Origin of the sequence: Ruegeria profundi (genome assembly GCF_049800715.1) — a bacterium.
In the GTDB taxonomy this organism is placed as follows: Bacteria; Pseudomonadota; Alphaproteobacteria; order Rhodobacterales; family Rhodobacteraceae; genus Ruegeria; species Ruegeria profundi_A.
On record NZ_JBNAFO010000020.1, the window covers coordinates 1 to 16,384 of the forward strand.

At 50.4% G+C, this 16,384-nt stretch carries 19 protein-coding genes; 4 read left to right on the plus strand and 15 right to left on the minus strand.

Translation table 11 applies throughout. The features are described from left to right. Positions 1-144: 144 nt before the first annotated feature. Positions 145-2,022 (plus strand): adenylate/guanylate cyclase domain-containing protein, encoded by a 1,878-nt coding sequence (locus tag ACP15L_RS21685; protein ID WP_425083505.1) that lies wholly within the window; start codon positions 145-147, stop codon positions 2,020-2,022. Between the two features lie 192 nt (positions 2,023-2,214). On the opposite strand, the gene ACP15L_RS21690 is transcribed toward ACP15L_RS21685, so the two are convergent. The 3 genes from ACP15L_RS21690 to ACP15L_RS21700 all read right to left on the minus strand — a co-directional run bounded on the left by ACP15L_RS21690 (position 2,215) and on the right by ACP15L_RS21700 (position 4,055). Then, positions 2,215-2,673 carry a GFA family protein gene (locus tag ACP15L_RS21690; protein WP_425085745.1) on the minus strand — a complete coding sequence of 153 codons (459 nt, stop codon included), beginning with the start codon at positions 2,671-2,673 and terminating at the stop codon, positions 2,215-2,217. Between the two features lie 41 nt (positions 2,674-2,714). Further along, the gene (locus ACP15L_RS21695) at positions 2,715-3,008 is read right to left on the minus strand and encodes a putative quinol monooxygenase (RefSeq protein WP_039522545.1); all 294 of its coding nucleotides are present in this window, start codon (positions 3,006-3,008) and stop codon (positions 2,715-2,717) included. Positions 3,009-3,260: 252 nt separating this feature from the next. Then, a complete protein-coding gene (locus tag ACP15L_RS21700; protein ID WP_170556650.1) occupies positions 3,261-4,055 on the minus strand; it encodes an SdiA-regulated domain-containing protein in 795 nt (264 codons plus the stop codon). Between the two features lie 354 nt (positions 4,056-4,409). Here ACP15L_RS21700 and ACP15L_RS21705 point away from each other — a divergent pair, with 354 nt between their 5' ends. After that, a complete protein-coding gene (locus tag ACP15L_RS21705; RefSeq protein WP_170465773.1) occupies positions 4,410-5,168 on the plus strand; it encodes a hypothetical protein in 759 nt (252 codons plus the stop codon). Here the strand turns inward: ACP15L_RS21705 and ACP15L_RS21710 are convergent, their stop codons facing one another. From ACP15L_RS21710 to ACP15L_RS21755, 10 genes are all read right to left on the minus strand, one after another. Next, positions 5,169-6,110 carry a metallophosphoesterase family protein gene (locus ACP15L_RS21710; protein WP_271952812.1) on the minus strand — a complete coding sequence of 314 codons (942 nt, stop codon included), beginning with the start codon at positions 6,108-6,110 and terminating at the stop codon, positions 5,169-5,171. After that, a complete protein-coding gene (locus ACP15L_RS21715) occupies positions 6,100-7,533 on the minus strand; it encodes a hypothetical protein (protein ID WP_425085746.1) in 1,434 nt (477 codons plus the stop codon). Before ACP15L_RS21715 ends, ACP15L_RS21710 begins: the two co-directional genes overlap by 11 nt. A gap of 19 nt (positions 7,534-7,552) precedes the next feature. Then, positions 7,553-8,197, minus strand: a complete 645-nt coding sequence (locus tag ACP15L_RS21720) for a hypothetical protein (protein ID WP_170681742.1) — start codon at positions 8,195-8,197, stop codon at positions 7,553-7,555. Positions 8,198-8,317: 120 nt separating this feature from the next. Continuing rightward, positions 8,318-8,491, minus strand: coding sequence for a hypothetical protein (locus ACP15L_RS21725; RefSeq protein ID WP_170355752.1), 174 nt, complete (start codon positions 8,489-8,491; stop codon positions 8,318-8,320). A 42-nt stretch (positions 8,492-8,533) separates the two neighbouring features. Beyond that, a complete protein-coding gene (locus tag ACP15L_RS21730) occupies positions 8,534-8,839 on the minus strand; it encodes a hypothetical protein (protein WP_170662705.1) in 306 nt (101 codons plus the stop codon). Positions 8,840-8,891: 52 nt separating this feature from the next. Then, entirely contained in the window at positions 8,892-9,440 is a 549-nt protein-coding gene (locus ACP15L_RS21735) for a hypothetical protein (RefSeq protein ID WP_425085747.1), read from the minus strand. Between the two features lie 121 nt (positions 9,441-9,561). After that, positions 9,562-9,861, minus strand: coding sequence for a hypothetical protein (locus ACP15L_RS21740; RefSeq protein WP_170720933.1), 300 nt, complete (start codon positions 9,859-9,861; stop codon positions 9,562-9,564). A 363-nt stretch (positions 9,862-10,224) separates the two neighbouring features. Further along, positions 10,225-10,524, minus strand: coding sequence for a hypothetical protein (locus ACP15L_RS21745; RefSeq protein ID WP_170556642.1), 300 nt, complete (start codon positions 10,522-10,524; stop codon positions 10,225-10,227). A gap of 535 nt (positions 10,525-11,059) precedes the next feature. Beyond that, complete coding sequence (locus ACP15L_RS21750; protein WP_170556641.1) at positions 11,060-11,404, minus strand: potassium channel family protein; 345 nt, start codon at positions 11,402-11,404, stop codon at positions 11,060-11,062. Between the two features lie 130 nt (positions 11,405-11,534). Continuing rightward, positions 11,535-12,488, minus strand: coding sequence for a helix-turn-helix domain-containing protein (locus tag ACP15L_RS21755; protein WP_425085748.1), 954 nt, complete (start codon positions 12,486-12,488; stop codon positions 11,535-11,537). A gap of 78 nt (positions 12,489-12,566) precedes the next feature. Between ACP15L_RS21755 and ACP15L_RS21760 the strand changes: the two genes are divergently transcribed. After that, positions 12,567-13,904 (plus strand): amidohydrolase family protein, encoded by a 1,338-nt coding sequence (locus ACP15L_RS21760; RefSeq protein ID WP_170556639.1) that lies wholly within the window; start codon positions 12,567-12,569, stop codon positions 13,902-13,904. 104 nt (positions 13,905-14,008) lie between these two features. Beyond that, positions 14,009-14,818 (plus strand): DUF3299 domain-containing protein, encoded by an 810-nt coding sequence (locus tag ACP15L_RS21765; RefSeq protein ID WP_425085749.1) that lies wholly within the window; start codon positions 14,009-14,011, stop codon positions 14,816-14,818. 200 nt (positions 14,819-15,018) lie between these two features. Here the strand turns inward: ACP15L_RS21765 and ACP15L_RS21770 are convergent, their stop codons facing one another. Both ACP15L_RS21770 and ACP15L_RS21775 read right to left on the minus strand, forming a co-directional pair. After that, entirely contained in the window at positions 15,019-15,726 is a 708-nt protein-coding gene (locus ACP15L_RS21770) for an IS6 family transposase (RefSeq protein ID WP_425085750.1), read from the minus strand. 262 nt (positions 15,727-15,988) lie between these two features. Next, positions 15,989-16,378: a winged helix-turn-helix transcriptional regulator gene (locus tag ACP15L_RS21775; protein WP_425085751.1), complete on the minus strand. Its 390-nt coding sequence runs from the start codon at positions 16,376-16,378 to the stop codon at positions 15,989-15,991. Positions 16,379-16,384: the final 6 nt, after the last annotated feature.

A 16,384-nucleotide genomic window follows, 5' to 3' on the forward strand; every position in this document is an offset into this window, starting at 1 on the left:
CACTTCGCAGTCAGGCACAGCTTCAAGGCTGATGCCTTATCTAGACTTAACAATCGCTCTTTTTGGAAATGTGTGTTCGGTTAGCGCATCTGGCCTAGAAGCAATTTTGCGTTTAGCGTGGTGCCCACTGTGGGAGTTCAGTCTTTGGAAAGACGTCTAGCAGCGATACTTGCCGCCGATGTGGTTGGCTATAGCCGTCTTATTCGAAATGACGAGGCCGGCACGCTTGCAAGGGTCAAAGCCCATCGCGAGCAGTTTTTTGAACCAATTGTCGCTTCACGACATGGGCGCATCGTCAAATTGATGGGCGACGGTTTGCTTCTTGAGTTTGCAAGTGCAGTTGAGGCCGTTCGGTGCGCGTTGGACATGCAACACTATGTAGGCGTCGCTAATGCGGACCTGCCGCAAGATTCGCAGGTGCGATACCGGATCGGTCTCAATGTTGGCGACATTGTCGTCGATCAGGATGACATTCACGGCGATGGTGTAAATGTCGCCGCACGCATTGAAAGCCTGGCTGTCCCGGATGGCATTTACATGTCGGCTAGCGTTTTCGAACAGGTTCATACCAAGCTCGATCTCACCATCGAAGATTTGGGGATGCGAGAGGTCAAGAATATCTCCGAACCCGTTCACGTCTACAGCCTTACAATGGATGAAAAGGCAAAAGCCATCGTTTCTCCTATCGTGCCACTTACGAACAAGCCTTCGAAAAATCGCCTGATCACGGTTAGTTGCACCGCAATTGTCCTGGCGTTAGTAGTCGCGGCATGGCTTCAACCTTGGTCCGTGGTGCAATCTCCGGACACGGATGAACAAGCCGCCGCCCTGTCTGGCAAACCCTCCATCGCGGTCATGGCGTTCGACAACCTCAACAACGACCCGAGCCAAGATTACCTCAGCGACGGACTGAGTGAGAACATCTTGACCGCCTTGTCCCGTTTTTCAGACTTCTTCGTAGTCGCCCGAAATTCGACATTTTCATATAAGGACACTCCGGCAGATATACAGAAAGTGTCAGAAGAATTGGGTGTTCGCTACATTGTTGAGGGGAGCGTTCAAATTGCCGGTGAGCGTTTGCGCGTGACGTCTCAACTCATTGATGCGACGACGGGCCAAAATATCTGGGCAGACAGCTATGACCAAGACCTACAGGACATATTTTCAGTACAGGATGAGATAACGCGAACGATAGCTTCGCTTCTCTCCACTAATATCGATCTGGCGGAGTACAGCCGCCTCAAGCATCAGCCTACTGATAGTCTTGGCGCATACGAATTGCGCAAACGCGCGCAGGAGGAGTGGTTTACCTTCACAAAAGAAGGAAACATCAGGGCGGAAGAGCTTAGCGCAAAAGCCATTGCTCTCGATCCGAACTATGCCGGGGCGTATGTCGAAAACGCTTGGGCACATATTAACGGGTATCGTTGGGGGTGGACGAACTCTTTAACGCGCGAGGAATCACTGGAGCGCGCGTTTGAGATGGCGCGGAAAGCCATTGAACTGGAACCCTTCAATTTCAAAGGTCATTGGGTCTTAGCCAATGCAACCACTCAAAGCGGTAACCTTGAGCGGGCTGCTTCGCTTTACGACAAAGCAATTGCTCTGAATCCAAATTCGGCATCCGTTCTGGCAGATTCCATCGACCCTCTCGTCTATGGCGGCAAGGCGCCTGAAGCCGTTGAGCGCATGAAACTGGCGATCCGGCTGAACCCACATCACCAAGACTGGTATCTTTGGAATCTGGGTTGGGCTCAGTACTTCACCGAGGAGTATGAAGATGCAAAGGCTTCCGTTGAACAAATGAACGAAATACCCGACGGCTTGAAACGCACCTACGCGCCAATTCTTTTACGCCTTGGTCTTCCCAGTGATGCGCAGACTATTATCGATGAGTTTCTAGCGGCCAATCCCGAATTCACTATCCAAGAGGCGATGAATGCGCCATTCGAGAGTGAGGCGTATCTCAATCGGTGGGTAGAGGATCTGCAAAAATTGGGTGTGCCTGATACCAAAGAATGAACGATTTTTCGAGTTTGCTTTGCGGATGTCGCTACCAGACTCAGACACCCACAACTATCGCGACAAACTTTAATCCTGCGATTTGCGGCTGTGGCTTTGTAGTGTTTTCAGCCCAAAACGGGCCTTGCTCGTCGGGCTTTGCAAACGCCTATTTGCGGACAAACCCGCCATTCAGCTTCAAAGACTGATCCGTCAGGATAGAGCAGTCTCCAAACGTTCCAACGAATTCTGCGGCCACACATCATCGAAGCTGTAAAATTCCTCGAAGATAGGAATTTCCTCGCTGAGTGGCACCCAGGCCTGTTTGCTGCTCGTGAAAATCTGTGCATCCGGAGGACATTGATCCGGGTTGTCCAGTGTTCCGACGCGCACGTACCTTAGCTTTCCAAGGCGGATCATGTAGCTGCTAAAAACGGCGACGCCGCAATCCCTACAGCGCGTAATAATCTGACCTTTCCCGCTTGGAGTGGAGAGCTCATTTTCGGTGATTGGCCCTTTGCATGTCACGCGATCAGCCTCAATGATGGCGTTCAAGACGTAGGCTGCTCCGGTTTGTCGCTGACATTCGCTACAGTGGCAGCAATGCACGAACATGGGTTGTGATGTCATCTGATACGTTACGGCTCCGCAGCCGCATTTCCCTTTGATCATTATTTCCCCCGAGTTGTTTCCTAGCGTTCAAGCCATGGCCCTTATTGGACCAGCTCATAATGCTTGATAGAACGCGACTCGACCAATTCCGCCTCCGCCGGATCGATATGCGGGCTCTGATAGTTTTCGCCGACAAAAGCCTTTAGTGCCTCTAGGTTTTCCCACACCATGACAAAGCTGAATTCTCGTGGTGTGTCAGCACGTGCGGCACCAGGAAACACTTGAACGATGCCCTTAGTACCTCTCATCAAGGGTATAGCTGTTTCATGGAAGAACTTGCTGAACTCTTCCTCTTTGCCTGGCCGAGTCACGACCTGAAAGATGCGCATGATCATTTGTCCGAACTCCGTAAAGTACGGTTCCTGAATGTATGAGCGCCTCTGGTTCTATGACCATATCATTTTGCTACGGGTGTGTCTGCTTTGGGCTCCGACGTGGCCATTCTCCGCGGCCTGCATGAATAGCTGGTCGCAGCCCAAACCGGACATTCGAAACTGGGATTCGCAACTCCCGAGATGCGGGAAGAGGTGGCCATTTCCTTTTTGTACAATTGAATGCGACAAGCCAATGCGAGTTTGTTTCGGGAATCAAACTTGCGGTAAGACAAATGCGTAGAGGCGTGACTTTTTTCCATCATCGGTCAAGATGTATAGAACGCCACCACTTTCATCCAAAGCTATCCCCTCAGGGTTCTTCACTTCCTTTACTTCATCCTTTTTGGAGTAAATTAAGTCGATAGTTTTGACCGTCAGAACTTCAGGATCAAAAACGAATATTCGGCGCCCTTCATCGCTGAGTATCCATAAAGACTTGGTCTCGCCGGACCAGGCGATCCCGCTGATGTCTAATTCGTCATCGTCGGCACGAGATGAAACAAAACCAGCTTCAGCCGTTAATGGAACTACTCCAATAATTTCATCAATTTCCGAGGAAATGACGAGCAGAAGCCTTGGCTGGCCCTCAATGACTACGAATACTTGCCCAGAGTCTTGATCTACAGTGATCCCTTCCGGTCCCTTGTTCAAAGGGTTCTCAGCAAGCATTTCCGCAACTTTGCCGTAGCCCCTGAGTGAAGAAAGTGGAGTAGAATTGACTTTGATTGGGTCCGTAGGTTGGACCGTTACAATAGATCGGTCAGTTTCTTGTAACAGCAATACAGACCCATCATTTCTTCCAGCGACACCTTCCAAGTCTGCACCTAGATGTTCTGGAAGTTTGAACGAATTCTTTAGCTCTCCATCTACTCCCAGAAGGTGCAGCTTCGATGCTTCATCGCTTACTGCCCACAAGAATCCATGAACACTGGAAAGCGACAATCCGGATGGCTCAGAAAAGCCCTCTGATTTGTCTGCCACTTTGTAAGACTCAATAAGTTCCAACATATCAGTCTGCGCTCTCACTGGGCTGGTTAACGCCAAAGTGTTGGCGACCACAGCAAGGCTCGCGCAAATTACCTTCGCTACTCTTCGTTTGTGCCGGTCATTTGACTGGTTCATTCGAGATAAATCTGCGCTTGTGTGGATCTGGTTCATATTCGATCAAAAATCGATGTTGTCCAACCTAACACAGTATTTTGCGGAAGTATGATGTTTGATCCCGCAAGGCTTTACCGAATGTAAATTCATAGGGTTGAATTAGTTTATGGGCGTGCGACTTGGTCGAGAGGTGTGGAGTGATTGCTTCAAGTTACGCACTTTGGAGCGACTATTCGACGGTACAGCGGGAGGGAAAGACTTTTGAGTAAGCTGTTTTCAATAGCATCGGTCCTTTCGGCCGTGCTTTTGCCTAGTATTGGCTATTCTCAAATTGATCCTGCTTCCTTGCTCGCAGGAACGTCCGAATCAGAGATAGTGATTGAAAGAGGCTGGACTCAGTTCCGCGGCAAGCAGGAACTCTACTTTTTCACGCTAGACGTCATTGTAACGATCATTTTGACCGCTTTGATTGTTTATCATCCCGTTCGACGTAAAGCACGCCGAAGTGTCAGCGATCTGGTTATGCCCAGACTGTTCTTCCTTTACGCGCTAATTGGAATGGCTGTGGGATTCCTGGTAGTCCAGCACGGGTCAATGATTGGGTTCGTTATTTTTGGCATCGGCGCGTTGCTCAGGTTCCGCTCCAATCTGGATGATCCGGTCGATACAGTCGAAATGATAATCGTAACGGTTCTTGGTCTTGCCGTCGGTTTGGGCTTACCGCTGATGGCCACTCTGGTGGCGATTGTGTGTTGGTGCTTCATTTGGCTCGGAGGGCGAAACAAGGGCGTGGAAGTTTCGCTCAAGGCTTCGGATGAAGAACACTCATTGAAAGTCAGCCGAGACATTGAAGCCATGGCCGCAGACGCTGGCTGGAAGCTTGTCAGAAAACATCACGTCCCAGGAAAATCTCGCGTTTCGTTGCTTTTCATCACCTCGGGAGGACTTTCAGAAGCCCGGATAGAAGAGATGGTAAACGATCTGGTCCCAGAAAAAGTCGAACTGAAACTCAACCTCTAGTCATTTCACAAGGTCTAATCGTTTCAAAACAGCATTCGGAGATCTGATCTCTTTCGGGAGCGACTTGAAGTTTACCGACCTTTCGAAATCAGGCCCTCGATATACTGCTATCCCAAACTCTCCGTTCGGCTGGAACTTAACATGAGTGAAGCTGTGAGGTGATCTGGCGCTATCGCCAATAAGCCGACGCGGACCACCTCCCAAACAAGCTTGAGAGACGTAGGCCACACCGTCTTTCCAACCGGGATAGAAGGCATGATGGTGGCCTGACAGGTGCAGAACGACACCGCTTTCCAGGTAGATTTTCTCAAGTGTTGAGTCACCGATGATTTCGCGTTCGCGCTGGATCGCGAAGGGCCAAAGCGGAAGATGACTGAAAGTCACAATCGGGTCTCCATTTGCACCCAGTTCCACAAGTCGGTCCTGTTGATCACCGGATAGCGGCCCTAAGGTCGTAGCATCCAAAGATGCAAACGTTACGCCCTGCATCTCAAACGCGTAGAAGAACGGGTAGTCATCCGAAACCAGGAAGTCGACGTCTGGTTTTCTTGGTTCCCATTCTTCTGCGTATATTTTTCTTTCACGCTCGAACCCACGGTACGCAGAGGCATCATGGTTCCCAGGCGTGACCGCAAATGGAATGCCGGCAGCCTCTAAAGGGTCTGATACGGCCTCGTGAAACGCCTTCCACATCTCCCTGACCTGTTTGTCGGATAAGTTGGGGATGCGCTGTCCCGCAACCATATCTCCGGTCGAAATAACCAAATCGGGATCAATCTCGACTATCCGCTCAATCGCTTTGTCGACGCGGGCATCGTATCTTACCGAACCATAGCTTCCGTTCAGATCCGATATGACGATAACATCCAATGCCACCGCTTTGCAGGCGATCAGAGCGGTCCAAATGAACGCCGTAAAAAGGGTGGAAAGCTTACGGGGCATTACAGTCCACTGCCTCTACCTCGGTGTCGTTTCTCAAAAAGAATGCGACAGGATCCAAGTCGAACATTAAATCACCATTAGAACAATTGTCCTGGAGAATGGACGTTGCCAGCTCGGTGTTTTTCACAACTTGGGCAATCTGACTGTCTGACAACCCAAAGCTTTGCGACAACCAGCCGTAGACGGGACCTTGAGATTGAAGATCATTATTCAAAGCAACCAAGCGCCGGTAGGTGCTTGGAGAGAAGTGCCGCATTTTCTCCAGCATTTGAGTAGATTTCGAGAAGTTGGCATACTCGACCCGCCCCCCAGCATCGTTGTCGTTTAGATTGCTTCGACGGATCAAAAGCGCGTGGGCAGGAACATCTCCATCCTTTGGCTGATGGTGCTTCGCTTTCTTATGCTTCAGCTTTCCGTCTTCGACCCAATACCAATAGGGTGTGAAGTCTATGTTTCCTACGCGGTCCTGCTGGCTAAAGATGAAGTCGAGGAGAACAATTTCGGAGAGTTCTTGCATCCAAAATGCCATCTGTTGGTCGCTGACATCGGGACCGAGATCCTTGTTGATCATCCGGTCTTTTCTGCCTTCTCCGACGCCCTCTGCGATTGCCTCTGACAATGGTTTTGAAGACCGCAAAGCCAAGAAAGCGGGGGTTTCCTGAAAATCGCGGTTCTGACCTTTCCCCCAACCAGATTTACGGGTGCCGTTGATTTCCGAGCCGTATCGATGCCCAGGGCTATCAAGCAGCACACCATATATTTGCGTTCGATCTGCGGTGAACAGATCGTCGGTTGGCTGGTATGAGTTCGGGTCAGCATCCGCAGCTGCGAAGACCCGCCAGCCTTCGTGGTTCATGCGCCCGCCATGAGAGCCACCAGAAATCGCAAGGCCAGGCTCGGCGACCTCGGAGAAATGCGCCTGGGCGTCCATGCTACGCCAAACGGCGACTGGAACTTTGACAGTCGCGTCGAAATATCTGGAGAAATGATAGTAAAGCAGTGAAGACGTGGAAAACGTTCCACTGGTGCCTTTTTGGTTCATGGTGGACTTGAATTTAGCCACCCTGTCCATGGCCAGATCTTTTGCTGCCTTCCCCTCTTTGCAAGCGTTTCTCTCGAATTCAGAACGGTTCCCCATGTAAGGTCCTTCCGAAATATTGTAGACGGCCATTCCTGGGCTGGTGCTCCAGGTTTTCGGGCAAATGGCAATTTCGGAGGCATAGAAATCGATCTCGCAATAGGCAGTTTCTTCTTCAAGATCGCTGTTCTTGTACTCGCCCGTTGGAACTTTTTCGATCCGAATACAGCGTTCCATAACACCATTGGGACTATCAAATGTCGTGGCTTCACCTAGAACATCGTCGTTCGCCCACAAGACAGTGGGTGCAATGAGAGCAAGTGACCCCAGAAGATTGAACTTCATTTGGATAGTCCTCCCGGTATCATTTAGGGCAAATCGCTGCCTGTTGTTCGGTGGAGATTTTCAACTTGGGGTCAACACTAAAGTTGGAGAATTTTGAGTCGATCCACTGGTCGCACCCGCCTGAACATGGGGCCCCATTTCGGGCATCATTCCAATATTCCTTGGCCCTTTCTTCTGTCCAACCGCAAAACTGAACGAGCGCCATCGCCGACAATGCACCTGAGGAATGAACCCCCCACATACAGTGCACCAGAACAGGGCCCTTTCCAGGGTTTTCAATCACCTCGTGTATGGACGCCATGACAGCACCGGGTCGGGAGGATCTGGCGCTTTGATAGTCAAGGGACCCGTTTCCACAACTGGTGCGACCGTATTCGGTGTTTTTGCCAAAGTCGGCATAAAAACCGGTTGAAAACCCTTCATTGCACAGAGTTTCGCGTTGACCTTCACTCAGGCCAGTTCGATCCTTGTCGCCGCCCTTGAAACCGGATCGATACAACACTCCGCTTAAGACTGGGCGAAAGAAAGCGACACCATCAACGCCTCCGTCACCCCCCTTTGAAAGCATTTGACTGTTGGTTGGACCGCCATTTCGACTGGTCACGTCAGAGTTCGCAGCGGTTGCGAGAAAACCAATGAATATGAGGGACGCAAAAAACCGCATGCCAACTCCTTTCTATTCTTGAACCTCTGATGCCCAAACCTTTGCGACCTGATAGTCTCTCGGAAAGGCTAATTCACGACGACCATATCAAGTGGGCAGTTAGCTTTCCGCTGTGGAACTTTAAATAGGCCACACCAGATTGATGATAACGACGACCACGAAGTAGGCTAGAAAAACTTTCCAATTCCATTGGTGCTTGTTTTCTTCGTTGATCACGCCAGCCGATTTCAATGCCAGGTTAGTGATGATCAAGGCGACTACGATGACCGCCGCGTGTGCCAGGTCGAAATGCAAGTTTGAGCTCCTTCTTCAAGATTTGGGATTGATGGAAATTTGTCAGCAGTCACCTGATGGCAGCATAGCTACTTCTGAGTACCTTCCCTCAGACGTCGTAATCCGAGCACATGCACCAGTATCCTTGTTAAACCAGTACGAGGTCAGACCTTCGCTTCGGATGAGTTCAAATCCGAGACTTTGGATGCCCATTTCAGCTTGGCCCGCTCTTGCCCCTTCAAATGACGAAAGATCGCTAGCGCTGCCCACAGTTGGTGCACTTGCATCCACCGATCCGTCACTCTCGTCGCATGCTGCAAGCGCAGCAGTACACGCCGTGCCGATCACCAACAGGAACTTGGATTTCATCTGTTTTTCCTAGCTTCTTTGGGAATACATTTCCGGGTTTCTGGTTGATCACCTATTCAATTCCGAAAATTACGTTGTAGTCGACGGAAGAGTTGCTGCGATTGATAACCTCCACAACATGATCACCAGATTGCCAAAGCTGCCCTCGATACTCCTTGTCCGCCGACATCAATCCCAACAGTTCAGAACCATCGGGGTTGCGAATAACGTAGCCCAAGGAGCCATTTCGCGGAGCAACGCGGACGTAAAGAAACTGTTCGTTTTTGGCACCCAGAACGTATTGCTGCGACGCTCCGGGCGCGAGTTCACCGACGAGTTCTGCGCCAGTTGAACCAGCATCAAATTTGACACGTTGGCTACTAGTAGATCCGGCTGCGCCTGCCATGGCTCCTCCTCCATCATCCATCGCCTCGACAACCGACATCTCGCCGATGCTTCCATCCTTGTACGCGATGCAGCGCCAAAGTGTTCCGCCTGCGTCTCGCAGCATGACGAGCGTACCAGCTTCCGAGAACTGAGAGCTTTCAATCGTTCCGGATTGACCGTCTGATCCACCAACCTGCCGCAAATGGTCGATACAAGCGTCGTCTGCTTCAGACATTGCAGAAGCAGCTGTGCCCGCGATTGCGAACATGGGTGTGAAAATTTTGATTAATAAGGGTTTCATCAGATGGTTCCCTGTTAGCTTGTTCTTACAGTTTTGTTCCGTACAAAGCGGAACCTCACTTCGCTTCTTGTAACTTTGACAGAAACTCATCGCATGCCTGTGCGCTACCGACGATCTCGCCCGTCGTTTCAATTCCTTGCAGTGATGCCATTTCGGAATTTACGCGGTTGAGGATCTGATCCGCTTGCTCGGCGGTGATCAGGTTCTCGGCTTGTGCTCCTTTCAATGTGGAGCAGACACCGGCGGACAAACCTGTCGCAACGCCTACACCCATCGCGGCCCCGCCACCCAAGGTCATCGCCCCAACCACACCTAAGACGAGCCCGATCACAATACCCAAGATCACTTTTCCCATGTTTTCCTCCCTTTTGGTGAGACAGAGCTCCGCCTTCACTATTGGCGCAAACTGCGTGCCCATCTGCAAATCAAGACCAGCACTGACAGGTTGAGCACAGGCGCAATCGCCGCAAACCACGGTTTGGCCGACTCCGAGACCAAGTCCGCTACAAGTATCCAAGGTAGTCCCAACGGTAGAAGGAACACTCCGGACAAAGGGTCTCGTTCCTGTCCCAACCAGCCAAATGTGCCCGTCAAGAATGCAACCAACGCCAACAGGTACAGGACCGCGAATACGATGATGGTGGTTCTACAAACCAAGTCGAGCCTCAGCAGATCAAGCCAGTGCTGCGCAGCCGTTTTCAGCTACGCAGCAGACAGGTCACAATGCGCCTTCGTCGCCCAGGAATTCGATACCAGCTGTCGCGCCATCACTGTAAGCAATGCAATTCCAAGGAGCACGATCCTCGCCAACGCCGACTGTAACCTGTGTTCCCGCCTCGCTAAACGCGGATGAGAGCACCACGACTTGCGAATTGTTCGTCGTGTTGGCTACGTCCCGCAAACATGCTTGCTGGGCAGGAGTCAGTTCTGCTGATGCAGTCGAGCTGCCAGTATCTTCACATGCTGCAACTGTCAGCGCTCCTAACACCAAAGCAATGGGCTTCCAAATTTTCTTCATTGTCGTTCCCTCTATGGTTCCAACTAATACTTGGCCAAAGATGCAATACAAAATCAACTATTTGATTGTGTCGAAGTTTCTGCGCAATAGCAGGTGCTAAACGGAAATGATCTCTTTCGATGGCGAGATTCTTTCTGGCGGAAGGTCCATTCAAGCTTCCGTTTTGGGCTCGAACCATACCGTATCTGGAGCACTCTCGAATGACGTTAACGCGGACAATGCTGCCGTCGGATGTCGAAAGATAGATGACCTCTCGCAGCCCAAAACGGACTTGGAATGCAAGAATTTGCAATTCTGGCTTAGCGGACAGAAGCTGGCGTTACCAAACCGAAGAAACAACTGAGACTGACCTGCCCGAAGACAGGCCAGCACCAGCTCCTTAAGCCTGTCTAGAAGCAGTAATTCGTTACTCGGAATTAAAGCTGCTAGAAGTCTAACGTTAACCACAGAGTGGGCATCATCGTCATACTTCCCAAAAAAATTGTGCCGAAGATGGGAAAACCTCGAGAAGGTCGGAAGCATGTTTCGTCAATCGCTAACCCTCTGACGACTTTTTCTCATCGTAGTCCCTAAGAAGGGCATGTGTGAATTGTACAAACAGTGTGATGAAAACTCCGACGCCTACAAAAATATACAACACGGTAAAGAGTTTTCCTGTGTCGGTTACGGGCGTTAGATCGCTGAGGCCGACGGTAGAAATAGTGGTTGCACTGAAATACAGCGCGTCCACCCAAGACCACCCCTCGACGCTGACATAAAACAAAGTTCCAGAGAGCAACAAGAGTATTGCAAGGATGAGCGCGCCTCGGAACCTAGGGCTACTCCACGAGCGGACAATCGCTTTTAAGAGCCTGAAGAAATTCAAATAAAGTGAAAACATTCCGCTTTCCCATCCCTAGTTCTGTTTAGTAGATGGTCGGGGTGACATTCCAATCCGTCAAGGCAACTCTGCTGTGTCGTACCCGCTATTGGTATTCAACGTCCTTCGACAGAACGAAAAAGGCAACTGGTCAAATGGGTGCAAAACACTTAGTTTGCTCTGAAGGTAGAACTCCATAAACACTTTTGTACAGGCTGCCAAATCGTCCCAGATCGGTGAATCCGTGAGCAAGCGCCACTTGCTTCACCATGGGTTTTGGCTTGGACGCCTGTACAAGTTTATCATGGACACTGGCCAATCTTTGAAGGGCAAAAAACCTTGCTGGTGTTTCACCCGTTACATCGCGAAACGCTGAGATTAATGTTGGGGCGCTTACCTCGGTTGCTCGACACAGATCCGCCACTGATGGCTTATTTGACAAGCCGGATGCGTAGTACTCTCTTGCTTTTGAGACCAAACCTTCTTTTTGAGACCAAGTCGCTTTGTTTGCACTCCCACTATTCACAGACATGGCAAAAATAATGGCCATCGTCCTTGTAAGACGCCCCTCCAATTCACTTTGCGTAGATTGACCATCGGTTAGGTTCAATATGCATTTTAGTGTTCGTACCAATGTTGCGTGGCAATCAGAAGGCATATTCACAATGACCGTTGGTCCGTATAAATCTGATGCGTCTCTGCCGGAAAAAAGTTGAACTTCTTCGAGAAATCGTTGCAGGGGCACGCGACCACAAATAGAAAGTCGATTGCTAGCAATTACCTCGGTTTCTGAAGCGGTAAAATTAAAAAAAACGGATTTATCTTCCAACTGAGCGCCGCCGACCGTCCAAGACTCTGATGAGCAGATTGGAACAGTAAAGTTAGCAAAGTCTTCGTTTTGTAAAGTTCGTACCAGTGCTTTGGGCAGAAAGCGAACCCTAGACAAACGAGAGTGTCCTAACCGAGCGCCGTGAATTTGACCTTCGTCAGATCCCCTTCCCAATTGTATCACGTCACCATTAAAAACCGCACCCGACATAGCTTCTCGTACGGTTGCAGTGAAAAGCTCAGGTTTCCCTTCACCCAACTCCTTAAAAAAGTTCATATCGATTTTCCTCGGTGCATTGGCTCCAATCGGTACATTCAAGAAATCGAAGTCTGTGATATTCCTAAGGTGAGAGATATGCGCAAAATTTTATTTTCAACTTTCAGCGTGATAATCTCGGGTATGCTGGCGCCGCTGGTGAGCGCACAAGAGGATCCTGCAAAGACTCTCATAACCAATGTTCACATATTTGACGGGGTAAACGAAACGCGCATCGAGAATGCTAACGTTTTAATCGAAGATAATTTGATAACGGCTGTTTCCTCCGACCCAATCGAAGCCGAAAACGCGGTTGTGATTGACGGTGGCGGTCGCACGATGATCCCAGGTTTGATCGACGTCCATTGGCATACGACATATGCCTACACTCCTGCATCCGTTCTAATGTTGAATCAAGGCGACATGTCGGAAGTGGCCATTCGCAGTATGAAGGGGGCAGAAGAGACCTTAATGCGTGGGTTCACCACCGTTAGAGACCCCGGCGGAAATCCTTTTACGATCAAGAAACTGATTGACGCTGGTGAATACCCCGGTCATCGCATTTTGCCTTCCGGACCCTTCATGAGCCAAACGTCAGGCCATGCCGACTTTCACACGCTGCTTGAAAACCCAAGAAACTCCAACTCGGAACTGAGCTATTGGGAAAAAAACATGATGGCGATGATTTCTGACGGTGTACCTGAAGTCAGAAAGAGAACCAGAGAAATCCTCAAGTTTGGTGCTACTCAGGTCAAAATCACGACGGGTGGTGGTGTCTCTTCCCAATACGATCCGCTGGATGTGAGCGAGTATTCGGTCGACGAAATTCGTGCGGTAGTCGAAGAGGCAACGAACTTTAACACCTATGTTTTGGCGCATGTGATGACAGACAGAGGTATCCGTACCTCAATAGAAAACGGCGTGATGAGCATTGAGCACGGCTTCTTCGCATCAAGAGAAACACTGGAATTGATGAAGGAAAAAGGCGCTTGGCTCAGTCCTCAAGCGATGTTTGAGGCCGATATGGTTTGGGACAGCCCAGTTAGCGCAAAAAAGTGGAAACAGGTGACTGATGCTGTAGACGCGCTGTACCCAATGGCCGTCGAAATTGGCGTTAATCTCGCCTTTGGCACCGATCAACTCATGGATCCATCAAAGGCGTATCAACAGAGCGAATATCTTGTGAGGTTGGGAACTTGGATGACTCCTTATCAAGCGCTCAAGATAGCGACCTCTGAAAATGCCCGCCTAATGGAAATGAGTGGCCCCCGTCATCCCTACCAAGAAGGTCCACTCGGAGTTATCAAGGATGGCGCATACGCTGATCTGATCCTCGTGGACGGCAACCCGCTTGAAAACTTGGAGCTTGTAGGGGACCCACAAGAAAACTTCGACCTGATTATGAAGGACGGCGTCATCTATAAAAACGAGCTTTGAACTGCGTTTCGCTTGGAGCCCAGGTATCCATTAATGCCTTAAGCTGGCAGTTGATGACGAATTGACCAACATCCAAGTGTCCATACGGTTGAAAGGGACAAGTCATGAAGATTTGGAGAATAGTCTGTGTTGCCTCTTTGATTTCAACGTCGTTGTCCGCAGAAATCGCTGAGTTAGACTGGAACCAATTGATTGATGAAGAATCTCAGGAATACGTAGATCCTTTCAAAGAACTGACACCTGACCAGCTTAGTAATCTTGTTGAAGTCGTCCGACTAAAGCTCAGACTGGATAGTGGAGTCCATTCCGAAGATGTCCGCAAAAGTCTTGAAGCGAAAATTCTGGAAAATGAGACGCCGCTGCAAAAGGCTGGAATCGACATTGATTGGTTGATTGAACAACGATGGGTCGTTGCAGAGCGACGAAAGAAGGCCGCCACGGCTGGTAATCCAGAAATTGACGGAAAAGTCGTAAAGCTGGCGGGTTATGCGATACCCGCACCACCGGACCCTGATGGGACAAACGTCGCTTACTTGGTTCCGGAGAGAGGTATGTGCAGCCATACACCTCCACCGAACCCAAACCAGCTTATTCGTGTTCGATTGCCGGAAGATTGGTATCCAGAACGCTTTCACGAGCCAGTTCGTCTTACAGGGATAGTTTCTATTTCGCCGTCAGAGAGGACGATGAATTTCGTGGATGGGTTCGTTCCAATGAGAGCAACGTATTCATTTGAAGCTCAGTATGTAGAGGCAGGAGATGATCTCCCAGCCTATGGTTGGAAGTTCACTGACGCGGATGAGGTCAACGGTCCAAGCGCCACTGGAAAATTAGGTTCCGGGGCTGCAAAATTTGACGCGTCAAAATTGGCAAACTTTCGAGCCAAAGCTGCGCGTGAAGCAAATTCGAATTAAAAGTCGCCTGTCTTAAGCATATGGAAGCCAGTGTGTTGCGTGCTCAGACTATGGATAAAACAGAATGTCATGCAGCAATACTTAAATGAAATTGCTCAATACGATTACCGATCTGGCGCCCACCAAGCAATGAAGTGCTACTTGAAGGGTGCTGTCAGACGAATTCGAACCAGTCTCAGTTTGCCGCGGAAACCGCGAACCTATCCGGAACAAAGTTGACGCCACTCGGCGAGAGTGGCGGCGCGGGTCAGCTTGAAGGTGTCTCGACTGGCTAGCGATCTTTCCTGGTTGAAGTGGTTGTATACGGAGGAATGGACAGAGGCGAATTTCTGCAAACTTCGCATGCGCTTCAAACGCTGCATCGCGCGTTCGCGTCGTCGAAACGGCAGGTGCGAATTCTCGACGCGGTTGTTGAGCCACCTGCCCTTCCTTTGTTTTTCAAGCGCGCCCATTTCTCTGAGCGCAGCCTTGTAGGAAGCGAAGCGATCTGTGACGATCTCTTCGGCGCAACCGTGTCGCTTCATCAATTTCTTTAGGAATTTCAGTGCTGCAGCTTTGTTTCGACGCTTCGTGACGACGGCCTCAAGCACTTCACCTTCGTGATCGACGGCACGCCAGAGGTAGTAGCGTTTGCCGTTCACTTTCACGAATACTTCGTCCACATGCCACTTCCATTTTGAAAAGGCGCGCAGTTGCTGAACACGCTTCCGTCGGATCTCAGCTGCAAACATTGGACCAAACCTGTTCCACCAATATCGGACAGTTTCGTGGCTAACGTCGATGCCTCGCTCGTGCAACAGATCTTCGACATTCCGAAGCGAGAGCGGGAAACGGATGTACAGCATAACCGCCAGGCGGATGATCTCTGGGCTGGTTTTAAAGTATTTGAAAGACGTGGGTCTGGTCATGGGCAAAAGCTACGCAACCACCCTGCCCGCCTCAAGCAAAGTTCTTCTGACAAGACCCGTTTGCCCTTCCCGTCAGTCCAGTCACACCGCAGCACTGATCACAATGGGCTCTCTCGTTGAGTCCGCCGCGTAGTGTGCGAATGGCGGCTTTGCCAAAATCCCATAGAGTGTCATTTCGCCCCGTCCCGCAAAGGACACCTGGGCGGACGCTATCATTCACGGCGCATATGATTGCCGCCGGTTTGAGCTCCATCGTGTCCGATTATTCTGCTGCGATTTCTTTCCGCGTAGACAGGATGTTGCCGGTGTTGTCTTCGATCCAATCCGCGAGCACGCGCACATGTTGCGCGACCTCTTCGCCCATCGGGGTCAAGCTGTATTCAACGTGCGGCGGCACGACCTTAAAGGCCTGCCGATGCACGAATCCATCTGCTGCCAATGTCTGAAGCGTCTGTGTAAGCATCCGATCACTGACCCCGCCGATCGTTCGCCTGAGCGCAGCAAAGCGGATTGTCCTTCCCTGAAGCGCAATCAGCGTCAGAACGGCCCAGCGGCCAGTGACATGCTTGAGGATATTGCGCGACGGACATTCCTGTGCCTGCAGGTTCCCTATCAACTTGCCCGAACGAACGGCGTCACTGAGTTTCGGCATAGAGAC

Bases quoted from the DNA above. Each gene is read 5' to 3' on its own strand.
- ACP15L_RS21735 (WP_425085747.1), bottom strand. From the start codon at position 9,440: ATGTCTGAAGCAGACGACGCTTGTATCGACCATTTGCGGCAGGTTGGT.
- ACP15L_RS21750 (WP_170556641.1), bottom strand. From the start codon at position 11,404: ATGTTTTCACTTTATTTGAATTTCTTCAGGCTCTTAAAAGCGATTGTC.
- ACP15L_RS21755 (WP_425085748.1), bottom strand. From the start codon at position 12,488: ATGAACTTTTTTAAGGAGTTGGGTGAAGGGAAACCTGAGCTTTTCACT.
- ACP15L_RS21740 (WP_170720933.1), bottom strand. From the start codon at position 9,861: ATGGGAAAAGTGATCTTGGGTATTGTGATCGGGCTCGTCTTAGGTGTG.
- ACP15L_RS21745 (WP_170556642.1), bottom strand. From the start codon at position 10,524: ATGAAGAAAATTTGGAAGCCCATTGCTTTGGTGTTAGGAGCGCTGACA.
- ACP15L_RS21770 (WP_425085750.1), bottom strand. From the start codon at position 15,726: ATGACCAGACCCACGTCTTTCAAATACTTTAAAACCAGCCCAGAGATC.
- ACP15L_RS21765 (WP_425085749.1), top strand. From the start codon at position 14,009: ATGAAGATTTGGAGAATAGTCTGTGTTGCCTCTTTGATTTCAACGTCG.
- ACP15L_RS21710 (WP_271952812.1), bottom strand. From the start codon at position 6,110: ATGCCCCGTAAGCTTTCCACCCTTTTTACGGCGTTCATTTGGACCGCT.
- ACP15L_RS21690 (WP_425085745.1), bottom strand. From the start codon at position 2,673: ATGATCAAAGGGAAATGCGGCTGCGGAGCCGTAACGTATCAGATGACA.
- ACP15L_RS21695 (WP_039522545.1), bottom strand. From the start codon at position 3,008: ATGATCATGCGCATCTTTCAGGTCGTGACTCGGCCAGGCAAAGAGGAA.
- ACP15L_RS21775 (WP_425085751.1), bottom strand. From the start codon at position 16,378: ATGCCGAAACTCAGTGACGCCGTTCGTTCGGGCAAGTTGATAGGGAAC.
- ACP15L_RS21760 (WP_170556639.1), top strand. From the start codon at position 12,567: ATGCGCAAAATTTTATTTTCAACTTTCAGCGTGATAATCTCGGGTATG.
- ACP15L_RS21720 (WP_170681742.1), bottom strand. From the start codon at position 8,197: ATGCGGTTTTTTGCGTCCCTCATATTCATTGGTTTTCTCGCAACCGCT.
- ACP15L_RS21715 (WP_425085746.1), bottom strand. From the start codon at position 7,533: ATGAAGTTCAATCTTCTGGGGTCACTTGCTCTCATTGCACCCACTGTC.
- ACP15L_RS21730 (WP_170662705.1), bottom strand. From the start codon at position 8,839: ATGAAATCCAAGTTCCTGTTGGTGATCGGCACGGCGTGTACTGCTGCG.
- ACP15L_RS21700 (WP_170556650.1), bottom strand. From the start codon at position 4,055: ATGTTGGAACTTATTGAGTCTTACAAAGTGGCAGACAAATCAGAGGGC.